This window comes from Paraburkholderia sp. EG304 (genome assembly GCF_046543485.1).
GTDB classification, from domain to species: Bacteria; Pseudomonadota; Gammaproteobacteria; order Burkholderiales; family Burkholderiaceae; genus Paraburkholderia; species Paraburkholderia youngii.
The window spans coordinates 254,043-268,528 of the sequence record NZ_JBKGUA010000006.1; the positions used below are offsets into that span (position 1 = coordinate 254,043).

Genomic DNA, 14,486 nt, shown 5'->3' on the forward strand with positions numbered 1-14,486 from the left:
GACGTTCAAAGCTCCGCGTGCCGCACGCCGATCGAATAGCGGCGGTTCAGCCAGATCAGCGCGACGTTCGAGACGGTGGTGATCGCCAGATAGATCAGCGCGGCGACGAGGATGAAGAAGAACATGTTGAAGGTGCTCTTGCCGGCGTCCTGCGCGGCTTTGACGACGTCGGCGAGACCGATGATCGACACCAGCGCGGTCGCCTTCACGAGCACCTGCCAGTTGTTGCCGATGCCGGGCAAGGCGAAGCGCATCATCTGCGGAAACAGGATGCGAGTGAACACGCGCACGCCGCTCATGCCGTACGCGCTGCCCGCTTCGAGCTGGCCGCGCGGCACCGCGAGAAAAGCGCCGCGGAAGGTTTCGGTGAAATACGCGCCGTAGATGAAGCCGAGCGTCAGCACGCCGGCCACGAACGGATCGATGTCGAACTGCGGCAAATCGAGCGCGTCGGTCAGATCGTTGACCGCCATCTGGATGCTGTAGAACAACAGCAGCATCAGCACGAGGTCGGGCACCGAGCGGATCAGCGTCGTGTAGCCGGTCGCGATGGCCCTGAGGGGCCGGTTGAACGAGAGTTTCGCCGCCGCGCCCGCGAGGCCGAGCAACACGGCGGCCGCCAGCGACAGAACGGACAGCTCGATCGTCTGCAGCGTGCCGGCGAGCAGCACGGGACCAAAGCCGTATAGGAACACGCGTGTCTCCATCCAGGTTCGTTGAATTGGCGCGGATGGCGGCAGCTTCGTGGGCGGCTCGCTGCTCCGGCATGGCGCGGAGTCTCGCAAGCGAAAATCAATTTCTCAAATACCGGGCGACTGGATTGCTGCGACGCAGCATGACGCTGCCGGCGCGCGCTGAACGCTCGTAGCGCTTGGTATCACGAGGGTTATCGTTTTGTCAGGTGCGCCGCGCGCGCTTCGCCGCGCCGCGATTTCGCAAATTTCGGGTCGCTTTTTCGATAGGCCGCGGCGACGAACAACCGGCGCTCAATCGAGCGCGAGCCGCGCGCGAATCGCCGGCAGCATGTGCTCGACCGCCGCGCGCCCTTCCGCGATGGCCGGCTCCGCGCGATGAAAATCGAAGATGCCCATGCCGCCGAGACGCGGCTGAATCAGGATATCGGCCGGTTCGCCCGCAAGCCGGCTGCGCGTGATGCGCACCTGCATGATGTCGATGCTTTGCGCGATCGAGCTCAGCATCGACGGCACGTGCGCGCTCGGCTTCGGCGGCACGCGCACGTCGTCGGTGGCGCTCGCTTCGGCTGGCGCGAGCCAGCGCGGCCACGGCTTGCCGTTGCGGCGCAGCGCGACAGGCGGCGGCGCGGTGGGATCGAGCGCTGGCGTTTCGATGACCGGGCCGCCGAAGTCGCGGCCGTTCAGGATGTCGTTGTTCAGATCGATCGCGATCACGCAGTCCGCGCGCATGCCGCGCGCGACCGACACCGGCACCGGGTTGCACAGCCCGCCATCGACGAGCCACACGCCGTTGTGCCACACCGGCGTGAAGATGCCCGGAATCGCAATCGACGCGCGCACCGAGTCGACCGTGCTGCCGTCCTGCAGCCAGATTTCGCGGCCGGTGTCGAGCTCGGTCGCGACTGCCGCGAACGGCATGTTCAGTTGCGCGATCGAGCGGCCGGCGAATTTGTCGGCGAATAGCTGGATCACCTTGCGCCCGCCGAGCAGACCACCCGAGATGCGCAGATCGAGCAGCCGCACCACGGTCTGCCACGTGAGACGCGACACCCACTCCTCGAGCCAGTCGAGATCGCCGTTTGCATAGACCGCGCCGACCAGCGCGCCGATCGACGTGCCGCACACGACGTCGGGCTTGATGCCCGCGTCTTGCAGCGCCCGAATCGCGCCGATATGCGCCCAGCCGCGCGCGGCGCCGCCCCCCAACACCAGCCCGATCCGGCTGTATCGACGTCGACGTATCATGCCTACCCCGCTCTTTCGGCCGGCTTATCCGGCCGTCTTCTATTCGACATTCTTCCCACCTATCGCCCACGAATCACGTCCGAGCGTGACGTGGTGTACACCCTCTGGTTGCGGTCGAAGTGAACGTTAAAAATGCCTTCCTCGGTCACGCCGCGCTCGCGCCATTTCCAGCTCCACACGGTTTCCGGCTTCAGTGGAAACACCGCGACCTCTCCAGGCTTACCAAGCAATCGACGCACCTCGTCCTCGGTCATGCCGGAGCGGATCTTCGCGAAGTTGTCCGCGGTCAGCACTTGCGTGATCGCCTGCAGCTTGCCGTCGCGATCGATGTCGACCATGTAGGTGTTGAGACCTTGCGGACCGCGCGGATACTCGAAGCGCTTCGAGCCGTCGGTGAAGGTGCGGGTGGTTTCGGGCTTGCCCATCTGCGCGAGGATTTGCGCTTCGGTCGTGACACCCGGCGTCATGTTCTTGAGCAACAACGCGTCCGGTTTGACCGCGTTGAAAAAATCCTTGAGTTTTTGCACGGCTTGATCGCTCTGCTGTTGGTCGCAGCCGGTCAGCGCAACGCACGCTATCAGCAGCGTGATGCCCAGCGGTTTGAGGCTCACTTCGATTCCTGTCCGGATGCGCGGCATCTGCAATCGCTGCGCACGGCCGGTCTGTAGTGTGTACTACAAGGATAACCGCGCACGGAGAAAACCGCGAGCAACGCAGGCGCGACGAGTGCGGCTACGCACGTAACCTGTTGCGCGCAGCGCTAAAAGATCGGCTGGGGGTCGCTTGAAACGGGCACGCCAGAAGCAAAAAGGCGACGCTGTGTGCAGCGTCGCCATGTCGGTCGATACGATCAACCGGAAGTGACGGCGGCTCGACAGCCGCCCTGCGCGAAGTACCGCGGACGACGCGCAGCGGCCTGCTCCAGACGAAGCGATGAGCAACCTTGGCTACTCACCTTGCGCCATCGCCGAATGACAAACCGCTGCCTTTTACGGCCGCCCTGGTCCCTCGATAAGCCTTCCAGATGCGGATAATCTAAACGCATCGTAGGCTTTCGACGAGAGCGCGTTTACACCGAATCGGCAGAAGATTCGCGGCGCAACATGGCCGGCCTCCGGAAGGCCGGCCCCCGGATAGCCGGCCTCCGGACAGCCGGCCCCTTCAAATCACCCGGAAGCCGTGTGTGCCGTCGCGCGCGAGTTGCGCGACGAGCCCATGCTCCCACTCCAGATACGCGCTCATCGCTTCGCGCGCGTTCTCCGTGCCCTCATACGGCCGCTGATAACGATCGATGCGCGGCGACGCCATCCGCGCGCCGCCCGACTCCACCGGCAAGCCCGCGTCGATCCACGCGCGGGTGCCGCCGCGCAGCACCTGCACCGGCCGCTCGGTCGCCGCGGCGAGCTCCGGTGCAACGAAGCGCGCGAGCACGTCGCTGCCGCACGTCACCACATAGCGCTTCGCATCGGGCAGCGTGCGCAGCGCGTCGGCAAGCTGGCTGCGGATCACGAACCACGCGCCCGGTATGTGCCGCTTCAGATAATTCGTGCTGCTCGCGAAGTCGAGCACGACGGTTCCGGGCGACTGCAGCAGCGCGGCGAGCTCGGCCGGCTCGATGTCGTCGACGTCGGGCGGCGTGACCGCGTTACGCGAGAGCGGCGCCACGCCCTTCTCGGCGAAATCGCCCGCCGTCAGGCCATCGACCACGAACACCTCGACGTTCATCTGCGCGAGCCACGATGCGGTCATGTTCGCGCGCACGCCGTCGCTGTCCGCGAGGATCACGCGCGCGCCACGCACCGTCACGAACAGGTCGGTTTCCTGCACGAGCTGGCCGCCCGGCGCGCTGCGAAAGCCGGGCACGTGGCCCGCCTCGTATTCCTCGGGCGTGCGCACGTCGAAGCGATACACGGTGCGCACCGCCTCGTCGGCCCAGCGGCGCGCTTCGTCGCGCGAGGTGCGGCGCACGCGCGCGCGGTCGGCAAGCGCGCGCGCGCCGTCGGCCGCCGCGAGTCGGGATACGTCGTCGACCGCGCCTTCGACGCGCCGCGTGCTGCCATGCGCGAGCGGCTGACCGGCGAGCGTCCAGCCCATCGTGCCGTTGCGCAGCGCGGCCACCGGATTGGGCACGCCCGCGTTGATCAGCGACTGCGCGCCGATGATGCTGCGCGTGCGTCCCGCGCAATTGACGATGATGCGCGTGGCCGGGTCCGGCGCGAGCTGCCGCGCGCGCAGCACCAGCTCCGCGCCCGGCACGCTGATGCTGCCGGGGATGTTCATGGTCTGAAACTCGTCGAAGCGGCGCGCGTCGAGCACCACGACATCGGCCTCGCGATCGAGCAGCGCCTGCACCTGCTGCGCGGACAGCGACGGCGTATGACGCACGCTTTCGACCAGTTCGCCGAACGCCTTGCTCGGCACGTTGACATCCTTGAACAACTCGCCGCCCGCTTCGCGCCAGCCCTGCAGACCGCCTTCGAGCAATGCGACGTTGCTATAGCCGAGCTCGTCGAGGCGCTCGGCCGCGCGCCTCGCGAGCCCTTCGCCGGCATCGAACACGACGATCGGCACGGCGAGGCGCGGCAGTCGCAACGGCGCATCGAGTTCGAGCCGCGACAGCGGCAGATTGGCGGCGAACAACGGATGACTGCGAGCGTGCGGATCTTCCTCACGCACGTCGACGAGCGCGATCTCCTCGCGGTCGAGCAATGCGTGGCACACGTCCTGGAACGACCGGGTACGAAACTCTTTGACGACATTCATGGGATCGGGAACTCCTTCGCTACATTCCAGATTTCGGGCAACGCGTCGCGTCACCGTACCGAATACTTAAACCGTACACTCGAATTCCGATCGGCGCACGGTCACTCGTGGGATTGCTTATTCGACCGCGCTGCGAATGCGAAGCACCGCCGCGCGAACACGCTAGGCGAGCGCAATTTCCGCGCCACACGACGGCCGTCGTCGCGGTTCGTCGGTCCTCAGCGCCGGCGACCCTTCCGCCGTCAGGGGCATCGCCGCGCCGCCAGCAGAAAAGCCGCCGCTTTGCCACAATGCCCCATCGCGCGAAAGCGCCGCCCATCGCAATCAATAGACAATGATCCCCTTCTCGGTTCTCGATCTTTCGCCGGTCACCGCGGGTGCCACGCCCGCTGACGCATTCAGGAACACACTGTCACTCGCGCAGCACGCGGAAAAACTGAATTACAAGCGTTACTGGCTCGCCGAGCATCACAACATGACCGGCATCGCGAGCGCAGCGACCTCGGTCGTGATCGGCTACGTGGCCGGCGGCACGAAGACGATTCGCGTCGGCTCCGGCGGCATCATGCTGCCGAACCATGCGCCGCTCGTGATCGCCGAACAGTTCGGCACGCTCGCGTCGCTGTATCCGGGCCGGATCGATCTCGGCCTCGGCCGCGCGCCCGGCACCGATCAGACCACCGCCCGCGCGCTGCGCCGCGATCTGCAGGCGAGCGCCGAAACTTTCCCCGACGATGTCGTCGAATTGCTACGCTACTTCGCCGAACCGGTCGCGGGCCAGCGCATTCGCGCAGTGCCGGGCGCGGGCCTGAACGTGCCGCTGTGGCTGCTCGGCTCGTCGCTGTACAGCGCGCAACTGGCCGCGGCGCTCGGGCTGCCGTTCGCGTTCGCGTCGCACTTCGCGCCCGATTACATGATGAGCGCGCTACAGGTGTATCGCTCGCAGTTCCGGCCGTCCGCGACGCTCGCGAAACCGTATGCGATGGTCGGCGCCAATCTGTTCGCCGCCGACACGAACGACGAAGCCGCGCGCCTCTTTACGTCGCTGCAACAGCAGTTCATCAATTTGCGGCGCGGCACGCCGGGGCAATTGCAGCCACCGGTCGAGCGGCTCGAGGCATCGGAGATGGAGCTGAACAACGTCGCGCGTGCGCTCGCGTGCACGGTGCTCGGCGATCGCGACGCGATCCGCGAAGGTCTGCAATCGATCATCGAGCAGACCGGCGCGAACGAGTTGATGCTGACCGCGCAGATTTACGATCATGAAGCGCGGCTGCGCTCGTTCGAGATCGGCGCCGAGGTGCGCGACGAATTGATGGCGGTCGAATAAGCGCTTCGCGAACCGATCGTCCGACACGGCCACGCACGAAAAGAGGGCGGCTCATGGCGAGCCGCCCTCGTCTTTTGCACTGAGTTGGACCAGTCGCATGAGAAGCCGGCCCCGGCGCCGGCATGGCCCTAGAAGGCGCTCTTTATAACGCCCCCGTCGGCGCGCAATGCAGCTCCCGTGGTGGCCGACGAAAGCGGACTGGCGATATAGGCCACCAGCGACGCGACTTCCTGCGGCGAACCAAATCGCTTGATCAGCGAGGTGGGACGGACCTTCTCGAAGAACTCTTTTTCGAACGCTTCGAACGATTTGCCGTCGGCCTTGGCAAGGGTCTCCACGAATTCACCGACTCCCCGCGATTTCGTGGGCCCCGGCAACACGCTATTGACGGTAATGCCGGTGCCGGCGACGGCTTCGGCGAGTCCGCGCGCGACCGCCAGCTGCGCGGTTTTCGTCATTCCGTAGTGGATCATTTCAGCTGGGATCTGCACCGCGCTTTCGCTCGAAATGAAAATGATGCGCCCCCAGTCGGCCTGCCTCATCGCAGGCAGATACAGGCGAGCGAGGCGTACCCCGCTCAACACGTTGACATCGAAGAATCGCTGCCAGTCCGCGTCGGGGATCTCTTCAAATGGCTTGGGCTCGAAGATGCCCAGGTTGTTGACAAGAATTTCCACGCCCGGATAGCGTCGCGCGAGTTCTTCTGCTGAAGCGGCGGTTCCGAGATCGCCGGCAAATCCCAGCACGTCGCCGCCCGTCTGCGCTTTCAGCTGCGCGACCACGTCATCCACGGATGACTGCAGGCGGCCGTTCACGATTACACGAGCGCCCTCCTGCGCCAACGTGCTGGCGATAGCGAGACCGATGCCCGCTGTACTGCCGCTCACCAGTGCGAGTTTGCCTGTCAGGTTCAGGTCCATGGGTGATTTCCTTTCAATGGATGAATTAATAATCGCAACGTTGGGGTACAGCCTCGCTTTCGAACAGCAAAAAGACTAGATGATCTGACGCAGATGCCCGGGAGCAGGAAAGCGAGGCCATGTCAGCGATTTTCCGACTTCGTCTGGCTAAGTGATGGTCGCGCCCAAACTCGCATCATAGAGATTCCCCTTGAGACGCGCTCTGCACAGACCACGCGCAAATGGCATGACATGTGCGTACTGTGCTGCAAGCAGCCGGCCGCTTGAATGTTTCTACAACCCTCTTGTTCAAGGAGCGCCCATGAACACACTGACCATCGACGACATCGAGAACTGTGCAGAGCTCGATCATCAGGAGATGACCACCATTCAAGGTGGCCGGATGAAGCTACCCGGCCAGCACGTCGGGTCAATCCTCACGACCGCGGATGGCGACCCTGTCGGCGTCTATGTCGACGGCGTGCTGCAAAATTCAGTTACCGACGGCTTCTACCACGGCTGACAGCAAGGCGGCGCGCAGCCCTGCGCGCCCCGATGCCGCAGGTTTGGCCCGTGCGTGCTTGAGAAGCGCTCGTCACCTGTCGTCAAGGCGGCTCACCAGGTAATCGATCAACGCACGTGCTCGAGACGGTAAAAATCGATTCGGCGGATACAGCAGCCAGACCGGGCCCATATAGGGACGCGCCTCGAACTCCCAGTCGCTCAGCACCCGGACGATGTCACCCGCGGAAACCGCCTGCGCCGCGACAAAATCGGGCAAGCTCGCAATGCCCAGGCCATGCAGCGCGGCATCCAAGCGCGCACTCGTGTCGTTGGCGATGTAGCGCCCCTTCACTTCGACCGTCTGTGTCTCGGCGTCGCGGCGGAAATGCCATCGATTGTCGTCGACCGTCTCTCCCAGATACATGCATGCATGCCGCGCAAGGTCGCGCGGCTCGGCCGGCGTCCCCCGCTCCTGCAGATAAGCAGGCGACGCGCAGAGAACCCATTTGACCGCTCCGAGTCGCCGCGCAGCAAGACCCGGCGGAGGCGAACGCGTGAGCCGGATCACCAGATCGACATCGTCACGCAGCGGATCGACGTCGTGGTCGGCGAACACCAGATGGACATCCACGTCGGGCCACATGCGCAGAAATTCGGGAACCAGCGGATGGATGACGGAACGCGCAAATGAAATCGGCGCACTGATGCTGACCTTGCCTCGCGGATCACCCGCCCCTTGTCCCGCGACGTCGACAGCGCCCGACGCCGCGCCGACCATATCCCGGCAATACCGGTAAATCTGCGCGCCCGAATCAGTCAACCGGATGCTACGGGTCGAGCGCTCGAGCAGGCGCGTGCCCAGCGCATCCTCAAGGCGTTTGATTTGCCGACTGACAGTCGACGGTGTACTGCCCAACTGCCGCGCGGCAATGGAGAAGTTGCCGGCGTCGACGACCCTCGCAAACATCGCCATGTCGGGTAGCAACGCAAAAAGCTCGTTCGGATTCATCGCGATCCTCGCACCTGGTCGGACATTTGTGCAATTCAGACATAAAAGATGTGCTGACGCCGGGGATTATAGTTTTCAGCGCAATACCCGACAATTTGGACCGTCCGAATGAAAACAGAAGGTCCGTCATGTCGAAGCAACAGAGTGCTTTATGGGTATCCGACCTGATGCTGCTTGCGGTCGCGATGGTGTGGGGCACGAGTTATGGGGTCGTGAAAGGCGCGCTCGCGATCTATCCGGTGCTCGGTCTGCTGGCGTTGCGCTTCGGGCTGACGTTCGTCGTGTTGTCGCCGGCGTTGCGCTCGCTTCGACACGTCAAAGCGTCCGCCTTGCTGGGGGCGTTCGGTTCCAGCGCAATCCTGCTCAGCATCTTTTTGGCCGAGACATTCGGGATCGCGCACACACGCGCGTCGAATGCGGCGTTCCTTATCAGTCTGTGTGTCGCGCTGACGCCGCTGGTCGAATGGGTGTTGCTGCGACGAAAGCCATCGCGTGGCGAATGGATCGCCGTGGGCTTGTCGCTGACGGGCGCCGCGTTCGTCAGCGGAGGCGCGATCATTCCGACCGCAGGCGATGCGCTGATTCTTCTTGCGGCATTGCTGCGCGCGCTGATGGTGTGTGTGACCAAGCGCGTGATGCGCGAGTCGAAACTTGCGCCGCTGTCGGTAACGGCGGTCCAGGCAGGCGTCGTTGCACTGGGCAGTGTGCTGGTGGCGTTCGTGTTGCCGTCACAACATTGGCAGGCGCTGCCGTCGCTCAGTGGGCACGGTGACTTCTGGGCGAGCATCGCTTACCTCGTGCTCGCCTGTACGTTGTTCGCATTTTTCGCACAGAACTTTGCCGTCAAGCGCAGCAACCCGACGCGCGTCGCTTTGCTGATGGGCAGCGAGCCCGCGTTCGGTGCGCTATTCGCCTACGTATGGCTCGGGGAGCACCTTTCGGCCTCGGCATGGTTTGGCGGAGGTCTGATGGTGCTTGCATCGGTGCTGGCGGCGGTGCCATCTAAAAGGGACGCCAACGCGAGGCTCGACATGCGTCCCGCCACTTCGGTCGACGCTTAGCCAATTTTCAGGCTAAGCGTTGTTCGAAGGTCCGGCTCGAGTGACAGATTTCGCGCAGCACGCACCTGCCTCTTGCACGGACGGGCACTTGACCGTGCCATACGAACAGAAGACACAGCAGTCGCCCGACTTTGGAGAAAGCAAGCTTTTGCACCGCGGGCATTCATAGAAGTAGTCGCAGGCGTCGGTGGGCATCGTCACGACTGACACGCCCCCGCAGTGCAGACAGGTCAACGCGGATTCCAGGATCGGTGAGGTTTGCATGGATAGCGTCTGCATCCGTATTTCTTGCACCTATCAGTGTTAGCGTCGCCAAACGGTCGCGGGGGCTCGCGCAAAGTCCGTGCGGCATCGAACTCCATCGTCCCGTCGCGATACGTGTCACAAATAACTATTGCGTTGGAATAAAGGCGCGCCGTCGGCGTTCGTAGATTAGGCGTCGCGTGCAAGCGCGCGGAGCCGTGGGACCGCGAAACGGAATCGTCGGCCGCGCATGGCGGTTGCTGGTTCGTTTTGCACAAGGTTTGTCTGTTCTTTTTGTAACCGTCGTCGGCGTCGCGGCATTTGCCGCCAGCGATCCGCGACTCGCCGGCTCAACGCGTGGCCGCGCGACGAGTCAGTCGCGTTGGCCGCGCAGGAGAGTTCTACATGAAAGTATCAAAACTGTTATCCGCCGTATCCGTGATCATCGCGCTAGGCGTCGCATCGTTGTCGTTGGCCGCGTGCCAATCCACGGGCGGCGACATGGGCTCGTCGGGCAGCAGCAGCAGCGGCGCCACCAACAGCGGCGGCTATTGATGCGCGCCCGCGCGCCCATCAGCGTCGCGTGAACTTCGAAGCGGAAGTGATACCGCGGCTCCCGTAGCCGCAGCGCTATGGGCGTGCGCTGACGTCCCTCGGTCTGGGCGGTCAGCCTGACCGGAACAGCCCGATCGGCTTACGCTGATCGGGCTGTTTCCTTTTTGGGAGGTTCGTCGGATACGCGACAAAATCCGTCCGAGCCCTCAGCGGTTCGTCGGCACCGCCGCCAACCCGTCCAGCAGCGCCTTATGAAACGCATCCGGGTCCTGCATCTGCGGCGCGTGACCAAGCGTCGCAAACTCCACGAGCGTCGCATGAGGAATCGCCTTCGCGGCCGCGCGACCCAGTTCCGGATAATGGCCGAGCTTTGCGCGCACCTCGGGCGGCGCCGCATCCTTACCGATCGCGGTGGTGTCCTTCTGACCAATCAACAGCAGCGTCGGCATGCTGAGCTGCCCTAGCTCATAAAAAATCGGCTGCGTGTAAATCATGTCGTACAGCAGCGCGGAATTCCACGCGACGATCTGCTTGCCCGGCCCGCGATACATGCCCGCGAGCATCTGCACCCATGGCTCATAGTCCGCGCGCCATTGCCCCGCGTAGTAGGTCGCCTGTTCGTAACGGCGGATACCGTCGGCGCTGGTCTTCAGTTCCCGCTGATACCACTGGTCGACCGAAAGCGACGGCACGCCCTTCGCCTTCCAGTCCTCGAGTCCGATCGGGTTCACCAGCACCAGTTGCTGCGTTTCGCGCGGATACATCAGCGCATAGCGAACCGCGAGCATGCCGCCCGTCGAATGGCCGGCCACCGTCACGTCGCTGATGCCGAGCGACTCGAGCAGCGCATGCGTATTGCGCGCGAGTTGCTGGAAGCTGTACTGGTAATGCTCGGGCTTGCTCGATGTATAGTTTTGCAACCCACCCCTCAAACCCTTACTAGATAAGGGTTTGCCGGAATTTTACCGTGTTGGCGAAACCGCCGCCCGATCCGCCCCGCCGAGTTCTAGGAAAGGGTTAACCCGTTGATCCGGTACGACTTCGGCGGCGCTCCCGCCTTGAGTCGCGCGCAGCGTACTATCTAGCCGTCTAGGACAAAAGTCGCGGAGGAGGAGATGCCGGAAGTAGCTACGAGCGCCGATATAGCCGAGCTACGCGCCGAGATGCGCGCGGACTTCGCCGCGTTGCGTGCGGACTTGAGCGGCGACTCGCGGAGTTGCGCGCGGACTTGCGCGGGGAGTTCGACGCGTTGAGCGCGGACCTCCGAGCGGACTGTCGGGGCTCGCGCCTCGATATCGCGTCGGCGTCGCGTTCGCTCCTCTCCCGCTTCTATCTCGCCTTGGTCGTACAGACGGTCGCGACCGTTGCGCTAGTCGTCGGCTTGACCGTCCCGTTATTGAAGGAGCTTCGCTGATGACCGAGGAAATAGCCGGGCTATTCGCCGAGCTACGCGCCCTGCGCGTCGAGCTACGCTTCGAGGTCGCCGCGTTCGTCCTCGTCGTACTGTGCGCCCTCAAGTGGCTGCGCTAACCGGAGGAGCGTCCCTTGACCTCGACGAAGTACGTCCCGATCCGAGCGCGCCGCTATATCGGTCGCAAGCCGCGCAAGCTACGCAGCCGCCCGTATAGCCGGCGCGTACGACTGTCTCGGTACAAGTCAATCGAGCGGCAGTTCTGGCCGCCGCACCGTACCTTTACGCGCGAGCGTTGGCCCCTGTTCGCCGAGCGTGCGCCGCGACAATTCCGCTACTGCAAGCTAACCGAGCGCGCCGCAAAACGCGCGAAGCCGATATGACCGACGACGAACAATACGAAACCCTTCTGGCTCGATTCCAGGAAGTCCACGACGAGATAGAGCGGCAAGCCGATGAGATGAAACGACTCGCCGACGAAGCGAAGCGGATCGCCGACGAGATGCGACGTACGAGCAAGGAAATCCGCGCCGCGTCACAGAATTAAGACTGGCTAAAGTTTCCCGCGCTTATAATTTGGACCGAACGGTACACAAGCGAGAACAAGCCCGCTGAGTGCGGGCTTTTTTGTTGCCGCGCGATCTCTCTCAATCCTCCATTCGGAGTACTTCACGCCCCTTTTGGATCGCGACCGTCATTTAATCGTCAGACGTAAAGTGTCATTTTCGTAAGCCCTTCGTATGCCTCTAGACACACTCTCTTACAACTGTTTCTGAATCAGCAAACGTTTGCTGGCGCTCGGGTATACACCTATAAATTGGCGGGAACGCTTACGTGATGAGGCGTTCAGCACTTTTTTAATAAAACGTTTGCCAGTTCGCGTACTGCGAGGACTTGCGTTAGGTCTCAGTAATCCTTACCGTACGTTTCTCGTGATCGGTACAGGTTCTCACAAGTACCGTTTTACGGATAAAAGACACTATCCGGAATACTCGACCCGAGCGGCAAGTCGCTGGCTTGAATACAACCGACCGAGAGAATCCCCCAATGCCATACGGACTGAACTACGACGACGTGCGGTACGAGACGGACCACGAAGGCAATCGACTGAAGGCGACGATTCCCTACACGATGTTCACCTCGCTTACCGAGTTCTGGATCGCGGCCCGCAAGGCGCAGACGGCGAGGATCGAGGCGACGACACGCCCCGGTCAATACAAGGGCTCGCTGCCCGCGACACCGTCCGCAAGTGACGAACCCGAGGCACCCGCGCCTAGCACGCCGGCTCCGCCGCCCCGCCCGATTCCCCGCAACACGCGCGACCGGAACTGGGAAAAGCTGATGGCGCAGATGCCGCCCGAGCCGATCCCCGCACCCGCAGCCGTTCCCGTTGCCGCGCCGATTGCCGAACCTCTCGTCGAACCTGTCGTCGAGGCAGTCGAGTCAACGGAGCCGGCACCCGCAGCCGTCGAGCGTCCCGCCAAAGGCAAGCCCGGCCACCTGTTCTACCGCGAATTCATGGCGAAGCCGCCCGCCGAGGTCGCGGCGAAGATCGCGAAGGGCACGTACTTTCTGCGCGCTTGGCGCGAGCATCGCGAGTTGACGGTTAAGGACGCGGCGGAACTGTTCGGGCGCGACACGACGACGATCCTTTATCACGAGGGCGGGCGTCATGTGCCGACGCAGGCGGTACTTGAGAAGTTCGCGCAAATCTACGATGTGCCGCTCCTCCAGCTCGTACCGCGACCGGGCACCGACGACACGCCGTTCGCCCCGAAAGCGCGCCGCAAGAAAACCGAGGCGACGAAAAAGCCCGAGGCGAAGGTCGAGGGGAAGGTCGTCCCGGCAGGACAAAAGCGCGCGTCTCCTGCGGAGCCGTTCTCGCCTGCCGGCACCGAGTACCCCGAGGGCGTCCTGACTTCCCTGAAGGCCGGTAAATCGCCGATTCTTTCGTGGCGTCTGTATCGCGGCATGTCGCTGAAGGAACTCGCCGAGCAATACGGCGGGCAGGCCGGCAATCTCAAGATGATGGAGGAGCAGGCGTACCTGCGCCCCTCGACCATCGCGAAGCTCTGCCCGATCTTCCACTGCAAGCCCGAGCAGTTGCTACGCCCCGCAGACCTCGACGCGCAGCGCGATCCGAAACGGCTCCCCGATACCACAGACGGCGCTACGTCTACTCCATCCGTCGCCGCACCGGCACCCGAGAGCGCACCGCGCGAGCGTCGCGCCGAGCCGAACTCGCAGCCGCAGTCGGTTATCGCCGCCGCGTTCCAGCAGGCGATGGCCGATACGAACACTGCCCCTATCAGCAGCCACCGTAACCGCATCGCGAAAGGTCAGCGCGAACGTCTCGCGAGAATGCAGCGCGAGCTATCCGGGCGTTGACGTTTTTTAACCTTAATGATGCAGGGCGAATACCGTAAGGCATACCCGATACCGACAATGGAGTATTTTTTGATGCACAGTGCTAGCGGACATTGCTATAGTTCCGAGTCGCTAACGGAACGAGGCATGTATGACCACAAAGAAATCGGCCGAGTCTCGGGAAAACGGGACAACAAATCAGCCCTCGGTCGAGGAGGACGAAGGGCCGCGTATCAAGATAAGCATCACGGTGCCCCAGGAAGTGCTCGACCGGATCGACGCGTACCGCAGACGGCGCGGCGGACTCAATCGCTCGGCGCTATTCGCGCTCGCGGCGGACTGGTTTATCGACGAGCACCCGCTCAAGCAGCACTGATCCTTGCGCGACGCGCAACGCGTCGCGA

The 14,486-nt window shown here is 63.5% G+C and carries 14 protein-coding genes and 1 pseudogene; 7 read left to right on the plus strand and 8 right to left on the minus strand.

Translation table 11 applies throughout. The annotated features are described in order from the left end of the window. Window positions 1-5 precede the first annotated feature (5 nt). The 4 genes from ACLFKU_RS10265 to ACLFKU_RS10280 all read right to left on the minus strand — a co-directional run bounded on the left by ACLFKU_RS10265 (window position 6) and on the right by ACLFKU_RS10280 (window position 4,703). Window positions 6-695 (minus strand): ABC transporter permease, encoded by a 690-nt coding sequence (locus ACLFKU_RS10265; RefSeq protein ID WP_176110610.1) that lies wholly within the window; start codon window positions 693-695, stop codon window positions 6-8. A gap of 291 nt (window positions 696-986) precedes the next feature. Then, window positions 987-1,940 (minus strand): patatin-like phospholipase family protein, encoded by a 954-nt coding sequence (locus ACLFKU_RS10270; RefSeq protein WP_368585565.1) that lies wholly within the window; start codon window positions 1,938-1,940, stop codon window positions 987-989. Window positions 1,941-1,999: 59 nt separating this feature from the next. Further along, window positions 2,000-2,551: an outer membrane protein assembly factor BamE gene (gene bamE / locus ACLFKU_RS10275; RefSeq protein WP_368585564.1), complete on the minus strand. Its 552-nt coding sequence runs from the start codon at window positions 2,549-2,551 to the stop codon at window positions 2,000-2,002. A 550-nt stretch (window positions 2,552-3,101) separates the two neighbouring features. Beyond that, window positions 3,102-4,703 (minus strand): rhodanese-related sulfurtransferase, encoded by a 1,602-nt coding sequence (locus tag ACLFKU_RS10280; protein WP_368585563.1) that lies wholly within the window; start codon window positions 4,701-4,703, stop codon window positions 3,102-3,104. A gap of 334 nt (window positions 4,704-5,037) precedes the next feature. Between ACLFKU_RS10280 and ACLFKU_RS10285 the strand changes: the two genes are divergently transcribed. Beyond that, window positions 5,038-6,033, plus strand: coding sequence for an LLM class flavin-dependent oxidoreductase (locus tag ACLFKU_RS10285; RefSeq protein WP_410848995.1), 996 nt, complete (start codon window positions 5,038-5,040; stop codon window positions 6,031-6,033). Between the two features lie 128 nt (window positions 6,034-6,161). Here ACLFKU_RS10285 and ACLFKU_RS10290 read toward each other — a convergent pair whose 3' ends face one another. Further along, window positions 6,162-6,953 (minus strand): SDR family NAD(P)-dependent oxidoreductase, encoded by a 792-nt coding sequence (locus ACLFKU_RS10290; protein WP_410848996.1) that lies wholly within the window; start codon window positions 6,951-6,953, stop codon window positions 6,162-6,164. 301 nt (window positions 6,954-7,254) lie between these two features. On the opposite strand from ACLFKU_RS10290, the gene ACLFKU_RS10295 reads away from it, so the two are divergent. Beyond that, entirely contained in the window at window positions 7,255-7,455 is a 201-nt protein-coding gene (locus ACLFKU_RS10295; RefSeq protein WP_368585560.1) for a hypothetical protein, read from the plus strand. Window positions 7,456-7,527: 72 nt separating this feature from the next. Here the strand turns inward: ACLFKU_RS10295 and ACLFKU_RS10300 are convergent, their stop codons facing one another. Continuing rightward, window positions 7,528-8,445 (minus strand): LysR family transcriptional regulator, encoded by a 918-nt coding sequence (locus ACLFKU_RS10300; RefSeq protein ID WP_410848997.1) that lies wholly within the window; start codon window positions 8,443-8,445, stop codon window positions 7,528-7,530. Window positions 8,446-8,573: 128 nt separating this feature from the next. On the opposite strand from ACLFKU_RS10300, the gene ACLFKU_RS10305 reads away from it, so the two are divergent. Further along, the gene (locus ACLFKU_RS10305; protein ID WP_410848998.1) at window positions 8,574-9,506 is read left to right on the plus strand and encodes a DMT family transporter; all 933 of its coding nucleotides are present in this window, start codon (window positions 8,574-8,576) and stop codon (window positions 9,504-9,506) included. A 12-nt stretch (window positions 9,507-9,518) separates the two neighbouring features. On the opposite strand, the gene ACLFKU_RS10310 is transcribed toward ACLFKU_RS10305, so the two are convergent. Beyond that, complete coding sequence (locus ACLFKU_RS10310) at window positions 9,519-9,770, minus strand: GDCCVxC domain-containing (seleno)protein (protein WP_410849081.1); 252 nt, start codon at window positions 9,768-9,770, stop codon at window positions 9,519-9,521. Window positions 9,771-10,154: 384 nt separating this feature from the next. On the opposite strand from ACLFKU_RS10310, the gene ACLFKU_RS10315 reads away from it, so the two are divergent. Next, window positions 10,155-10,304 (plus strand): hypothetical protein, encoded by a 150-nt coding sequence (locus tag ACLFKU_RS10315; protein WP_368585557.1) that lies wholly within the window; start codon window positions 10,155-10,157, stop codon window positions 10,302-10,304. Window positions 10,305-10,510: 206 nt separating this feature from the next. Here ACLFKU_RS10315 and ACLFKU_RS10320 read toward each other — a convergent pair. Next, window positions 10,511-11,209, minus strand: a pseudogene (locus ACLFKU_RS10320) (alpha/beta fold hydrolase); the annotation flags it as partial. An 885-nt stretch (window positions 11,210-12,094) separates the two neighbouring features. On the opposite strand from ACLFKU_RS10320, the gene ACLFKU_RS10325 reads away from it, so the two are divergent. The 3 genes from ACLFKU_RS10325 to ACLFKU_RS10335 all read left to right on the plus strand — a co-directional run bounded on the left by ACLFKU_RS10325 (window position 12,095) and on the right by ACLFKU_RS10335 (window position 14,458). Further along, window positions 12,095-12,262, plus strand: coding sequence for a hypothetical protein (locus tag ACLFKU_RS10325; RefSeq protein WP_410848999.1), 168 nt, complete (start codon window positions 12,095-12,097; stop codon window positions 12,260-12,262). A 500-nt stretch (window positions 12,263-12,762) separates the two neighbouring features. Beyond that, window positions 12,763-14,103, plus strand: a complete 1,341-nt coding sequence (locus ACLFKU_RS10330; RefSeq protein WP_410849000.1) for a helix-turn-helix transcriptional regulator — start codon at window positions 12,763-12,765, stop codon at window positions 14,101-14,103. A gap of 130 nt (window positions 14,104-14,233) precedes the next feature. Beyond that, window positions 14,234-14,458, plus strand: coding sequence for a ribbon-helix-helix protein, CopG family (locus ACLFKU_RS10335; protein ID WP_410849001.1), 225 nt, complete (start codon window positions 14,234-14,236; stop codon window positions 14,456-14,458). The last annotated feature ends 28 nt before the right edge of the window (window positions 14,459-14,486 follow it).

What these genes read in the sequence shown, in the direction of transcription:
- ACLFKU_RS10270 (WP_368585565.1), bottom strand. Translation starts at nt 1,940, where the DNA reads ATGATACGTCGACGTCGATACAGCCGGATCGGGCTGGTGTTGGGGGGC.
- ACLFKU_RS10280 (WP_368585563.1), bottom strand. Translation starts at nt 4,703, where the DNA reads ATGAATGTCGTCAAAGAGTTTCGTACCCGGTCGTTCCAGGACGTGTGC.
- ACLFKU_RS10285 (WP_410848995.1), top strand. Translation starts at nt 5,038, where the DNA reads ATGATCCCCTTCTCGGTTCTCGATCTTTCGCCGGTCACCGCGGGTGCC.
- ACLFKU_RS10290 (WP_410848996.1), bottom strand. Translation starts at nt 6,953, where the DNA reads ATGGACCTGAACCTGACAGGCAAACTCGCACTGGTGAGCGGCAGTACA.
- ACLFKU_RS10295 (WP_368585560.1), top strand. Translation starts at nt 7,255, where the DNA reads ATGAACACACTGACCATCGACGACATCGAGAACTGTGCAGAGCTCGAT.
- ACLFKU_RS10300 (WP_410848997.1), bottom strand. Translation starts at nt 8,445, where the DNA reads ATGAATCCGAACGAGCTTTTTGCGTTGCTACCCGACATGGCGATGTTT.
- ACLFKU_RS10305 (WP_410848998.1), top strand. Translation starts at nt 8,574, where the DNA reads ATGTCGAAGCAACAGAGTGCTTTATGGGTATCCGACCTGATGCTGCTT.
- ACLFKU_RS10310 (WP_410849081.1), bottom strand. Translation starts at nt 9,770, where the DNA reads ATGCAAACCTCACCGATCCTGGAATCCGCGTTGACCTGTCTGCACTGC.
- ACLFKU_RS10315 (WP_368585557.1), top strand. Translation starts at nt 10,155, where the DNA reads ATGAAAGTATCAAAACTGTTATCCGCCGTATCCGTGATCATCGCGCTA.
- ACLFKU_RS10325 (WP_410848999.1), top strand. Translation starts at nt 12,095, where the DNA reads ATGACCGACGACGAACAATACGAAACCCTTCTGGCTCGATTCCAGGAA.
- ACLFKU_RS10330 (WP_410849000.1), top strand. Translation starts at nt 12,763, where the DNA reads ATGCCATACGGACTGAACTACGACGACGTGCGGTACGAGACGGACCAC.
- ACLFKU_RS10335 (WP_410849001.1), top strand. Translation starts at nt 14,234, where the DNA reads ATGACCACAAAGAAATCGGCCGAGTCTCGGGAAAACGGGACAACAAAT.